Below are 4,917 nucleotides of genomic sequence, written 5' to 3' on the forward strand. Positions count from 1 at the left end.
TCGCCACCTCCGATGCGGCCACCGAATCATGTCTGGCGATTCGACGGAATCCTGAAAATGAAATTGCAAGGTTCCGATGCCCGAAGCATCAAAACCCTGCAATCCTAAAACACCCCGCAACCACAAAAGCGATTCCAGCTCAATCGCTTAGCCGCTCTTCACGGATGACTAAAGCGCGATGAGATTTGGATGAATCGTCATCGCGCTTTAGCTTGTTGTTCACGCATGATCTTTCCGGAAAACCGCTTCGCACTTTTCCGGATCATGCTTTAGCGGAGCCGGGACCGGGCGATCCAGTACACCGGGAGGGTTGTGATAGAAGATAAGCCGCGGCGTACTGGATGCCCCGATCAAGCCGGGGCATGACAGCCGAGGGTGACGCGCAACAGCAGAAGGTGTCGCGCCAGCTACGCGTGCCCCGCTTCGTTCGAGAGCATGCCTGGATCGATGCCGATCTTCTGCAAAGCGCGATTGTATTTGTCGTCGACGTCGTCGCCGAAAATCAGATCCGTATCCGCATCGCAATGCAGCCAGCCGTTGCTCTGGATCTCCGTCTCGAGCTGGCCCGGCGCCCAGCCGGCATAGCCGAGCGCGAGGATGGCGTGCTTGGGGCCGGAGCCATTGGCGATCGCGCGCAGGATGTCGACGGTCGCGGTGAGGCAGACGCCGTCATCGATCCGCAGCGTCGCATTCTCGATGTAGAAGTCGCTGGAATGCAGCACGAAGCCGCGGCCGGTATCGACCGGCCCGCCGCGCAGCACCTTCATGCTTTCGGCATTCTCCGGCAGCTTGATGTGGTCGCCCTTCTTGATGATCCCGAGCTGCTCCAACAGCTCGGGGAAGTCGATGCTGCCGGCCGGGTGGTTCACGATGATGCCCATCGCGCCCTCGGCGGAATGAGCGCAGAGATAGATCACCGAGCGCTCGAAGCGGGGATCGCCCATCACGGGCATCGCGATCAGGAGCCGGCCGTCGAGATAACCGGCCGAATTGGGCAGCGGGGGGCCCGAGCTGCGGGTGCCTTCGCCCGTCCTCTTGCCAGTGGGAGCCATCGGTGAAGCACTCCGGTTTCAATTCCTATCCTGATGTCGGACCTAGCCGCTGTCAAATCAAGGCTTGCGGCGATTGGATTCGAGTGCATCCATCACAAGCAATTCAATGGTTTGGCCTGGGACGACCCTGTAAAGACGTGCCATGCTCACAAGAGTTCCCCTGCGTGCGGCGATTGGCGTCGCGACAACCCTGCTCGCCTCGTCGTTCGCCATCGCAGCCCGCGCCGATGACGCTTCGCCGTGGCAGCGCGACGGACATTCCGCAGTGCGGCTGCTGGCGGGATCGCGCAGCGGCGCGGTCCTGCTGGGCGGTATCGCGTTCCAGCTCCAGCCGGGATGGAAGACCTACTGGCGTACCCCCGGCGATTCCGGCGTTCCACCCCGGTTCGACTTCTCGAAATCCGACAATGTCGAAGCGGTGACGATCATGTGGCCGGCGCCGCTGAAATTCGACGACGGCGCGGGCGGCCATTCGATCGGGTATCACGACCAGATCGTACTGCCCCTGCGTATCGTCGCCAAATCGGCCGACAAGCCGGTGACGCTGCGCGCCGAGATCAATTACGCGGTGTGCGAGAAACTCTGCATTCCCGTCGAGGCCAACGCCGAGCTCGGCTTCAACAGCGTCGCCTCGACCGAGGATGCGAACCTGCGCGCGGCGCTCGACACCGTGCCGAAGCCCGCCAATATCGGCGACCCCAATCCGCTCACCATCCGCGACGTCAAGCGTGACGGGCCGAAGAACGTCGTGGTCGACGTGGTTGCGCCCGACAGCCGCAACGTCAATCTGTTCGTGGAAGGGCCGACGCCGGACTGGGCGCTGCCGATTCCGGCGCCGGTGCAGCCCAGCCCGCCTGGGGTGATGCGGTTTACGTTCGAACTCGACGGTCTGCCGCCGGGCGCCAAGCCCGAGGGCGCCGCGCTGAAGTTCACGCTGGTCGGGCCGGACAAGGCGTACGAGTTCAATACGAATCTGGAGTGAAGAGTCGTCCCGGCAACGGTCAGGACGGCGGCGAGCGAGTTGCGCTGCTCTCGCCCACTCTCAGCTGTCGTCCCGGACAAGCGCGCCCCAGGCGCGCGCCGAGACTCGGAGTTAACAGCTCGCGCTCCAACTTCTCCCTGGGGCTATGGGCTCCGGATCGGTGCTTCGCTTGTCCCGGACGACACCGAGGATGGGACGGCCACCCAACCAAATCTTAACGAATGGTTGCTAAGTCCCAACCCTGTAGCGCGTGCTGAACGCGCTTGGGGATTTTCGAATTGGCCGTGACGGATGCACAACCCGCAACGACCGGAGCGGCCGGCCTGATCGCGCGGCTGCGGGCTAAGCTCGCGGGCGGATCGAGCGAGGCGTCGCTGACGCGGCGGCTCGCCGGCACCATCTTCGTCATCCGCGTCATCAGCGCCGGGCTTGCCTATGTCTCGCAGGTGCTGCTGGCGCGCTGGATGGGCACGTCCGACTACGGCATCTATGTCTATGTCTGGACCTGGGTGCTGCTACTTGGCAGCATGATGGATTTCGGCATCTCGGCCTCCGCGCAAAAGATCATCCCGGAGTACCGGACTAGCGGCGAGCATGCGCTGCTGCGCGGCTTCCTCTCCGGCAGCCGCTGGCTGACCTTTGCCGTATCCACCCTGGTGTCGCTCGGCCTCGTCGCCATCGTCAAGCTGCTGTCGCCCTGGATCGATCCGGCCGAGGTGCTGCCGCTCTATATCGGCTGCATGACGCTGCCGGCTTTCGTGGTCGCCAACACCCAGGACGGCATCGCGCGCTCGCACGACTGGATGCAGCTCGGCCTGATGCCGCAATTCATCATCCGTCAGGCCCTGATCATCGGCATCACGGCCGGCGCGTTCGTGCTCGGTTATCACCTCGGCGCGGTCGCTGCGATGGTGGCGAGCGCCGCCGCGGTCTGGATCGCGATGACCGGGCAGATGGTGGCGCTGAACCGCAAGCTCGCCGATCACATCGAGCCGGGCCGGAAGGCCTATGACGTCAGGGGCTGGCTCGCCGTGTCGCTGCCGATCCTGTTGGTGGAGAGCTTCTACCTGCTCTTGTCCTACACCGACGTGCTGGTGCTGCAGCAGTTCCGCCCGTCCGACGAGGTCGGCGTCTATTTCGCCGTGGTGAAGACGCTGGCGCTGGTCTCGTTCATCCATTACGCGATGTCGGCGACGACGGCGCACCGATTTGCGGAATACAATGCGCTCGGAGACAAGGCGCGCCTGTCGGCCTATGTGGCGCATGCCATCAACTGGACGTTCTGGCCGTCGCTGGCCGCGACCATCGTACTGCTCGCGCTCGGCAAGCCGCTGCTCTGGCTGTTCGGGCCGCAATTCACGGTCGGCTACGACATCATGTTCATCGCTGCGATCGGCCTCGTGGTGCGCGCCGCGATCGGCCCGGTCGAGCGCCTGCTCAACATGCTCGGCCAGCAGAAGATCTGCGCGCTGGCTTATGCGCTGGCCTTCGTGATGAACGTTGCGCTCTGCGTGATCCTGGTGCCGCGCTTCGGCGGTCACGGCGCGGCGGCCGCGACCTCGATCTCGCTGAGCTTCGAGACGGTGCTCTTGTTCTGGATCGTGCGGCAGCGACTGGGACTGCACGTGCTGGCGTTTGGTAAATAGCTCCGCCTGCCCTGCCGCTTGAGAAACGCCCATGGCGTGAAAAGCCCGGCAACGAGGCAAAACGACTACCCGCCCCCGGTCGGCAGCATGATTTTTCTTATTCCTCCTAAGTAGTTGCGCCCCAGGGAAAGTTTATTCTACGTCATATTGCTCAACCGACGAGATAAACCCAACATTCCCCGGACCATGATCGATCCACTCTACGTCGCCTCCGGATTTGGTGTCGGCCTGCTCGTCGGCATGACCGGCGTAGGCGGCGGCTCGTTGATGACACCGCTGCTGATCCTGTTGTTCGGCGTCCATCCATCCACTGCCGTCGGGACGGACCTGCTCTATGCCGCCGCGACCAAGACCGGCGGCAGCATCGTGCATGGCTGGTCGCGCAGCGTGCACTGGCCGGCGGTACTGCGGCTGGCCTGCGGCAGCATTCCGGCGAGCGCGCTGACGCTGCTGGTGCTGTGGAAGCTCGACCCCAGAAGCGACACCGAGCGCAGCCTGGTCAACGTGGTGCTGTGCTTTGCACTGCTGCTGACCGCCACGTCGCTGATCTTCCGTAAGGCGCTCATGGAGCGCTACCGCAAGAGCCTGGAGCGGGTCGACGAGCGCACCACCGCGGTCGCGACCGTCGTCACCGGTATCGTGCTCGGCGCGCTGGTCTCGATCTCCTCCGTCGGCGCCGGCGCGGTCGGCGTCACCGTCTTGCTGCTGCTCTATCCGCGCCTGCCGATGGCGAGCATCGTCGGCTCGGACATCGCCCATGCCGTGCCGCTGACGCTGGTCGCGGGCGTCGGGCACTGGGCGCTCGGCGACGTCGACTGGGGCCTGATGGGCGTGCTGCTGATGGGCTCGCTGCCCGGCATCGTCGTCGGCAGTTATAGTGCAACGCGCGTGCCCGAACCGGTACTGCGCTTGACCCTCGCCAGCGTGCTGTTCGTGGTCGCCGGCAAGATCATGTTCGCGGAGCTGAATTTGTCGTCGGCGATCGTGACGGCGCTGGCGTGGAGCCACTAGCGAAGGACGGACATCGTTCCGTCTCGCTGTCCTCGCCCGGCTTGATGTTCAGCCCGGGGACATGACCGACGGGTGTTCGGGGACATAGCCGACACATCATCCGCTCGCCAAGTCGATGATAGCGACTTGGTGGGCGGCAAAGAAGATCCCGTATTGCGCATCGTTTGCCGAGGGGCGGATGGCGAGGCGCTCGCCACGGAAGGCCTGTGGCACTTTCCAAAGACGT

4 protein-coding genes and 1 pseudogene are annotated in these 4,917 nt (G+C 64.1%); 3 read left to right on the forward strand and 2 right to left on the reverse strand.

Annotated elements, in window-relative coordinates; translation table 11 throughout:
• Window positions 1–407: 407 nt before the first annotated feature.
• Window positions 408–1,052 carry a YqgE/AlgH family protein gene (locus EAV90_RS38745; RefSeq protein WP_129146431.1) on the reverse strand — a complete coding sequence of 215 codons (645 nt, stop codon included), beginning with the start codon at window positions 1,050–1,052 and terminating at the stop codon, window positions 408–410.
• 142 nt (window positions 1,053–1,194) lie between these two features.
• Between EAV90_RS38745 and EAV90_RS38750 the strand changes: the two genes are divergently transcribed.
• From EAV90_RS38750 to EAV90_RS38760, 3 genes are all read left to right on the forward strand, one after another.
• Complete coding sequence (locus EAV90_RS38750) at window positions 1,195–2,034, forward strand: protein-disulfide reductase DsbD domain-containing protein (protein ID WP_122405714.1); 840 nt, start codon at window positions 1,195–1,197, stop codon at window positions 2,032–2,034.
• A 278-nt stretch (window positions 2,035–2,312) separates the two neighbouring features.
• Window positions 2,313–3,680, forward strand: coding sequence for a flippase (locus tag EAV90_RS38755; protein WP_164937298.1), 1,368 nt, complete (start codon window positions 2,313–2,315; stop codon window positions 3,678–3,680).
• 186 nt (window positions 3,681–3,866) lie between these two features.
• A complete protein-coding gene (locus EAV90_RS38760; RefSeq protein ID WP_122405716.1) occupies window positions 3,867–4,691 on the forward strand; it encodes a sulfite exporter TauE/SafE family protein in 825 nt (274 codons plus the stop codon).
• A gap of 96 nt (window positions 4,692–4,787) precedes the next feature.
• Here EAV90_RS38760 and EAV90_RS38765 read toward each other — a convergent pair.
• Window positions 4,788–4,917: pseudogene (locus tag EAV90_RS38765) on the reverse strand (IS481 family transposase); the annotation flags it as partial.

Source organism: Bradyrhizobium vignae, from assembly GCF_004114425.1.
Classification (GTDB): domain Bacteria; phylum Pseudomonadota; class Alphaproteobacteria; order Rhizobiales; family Xanthobacteraceae; genus Bradyrhizobium; species Bradyrhizobium vignae.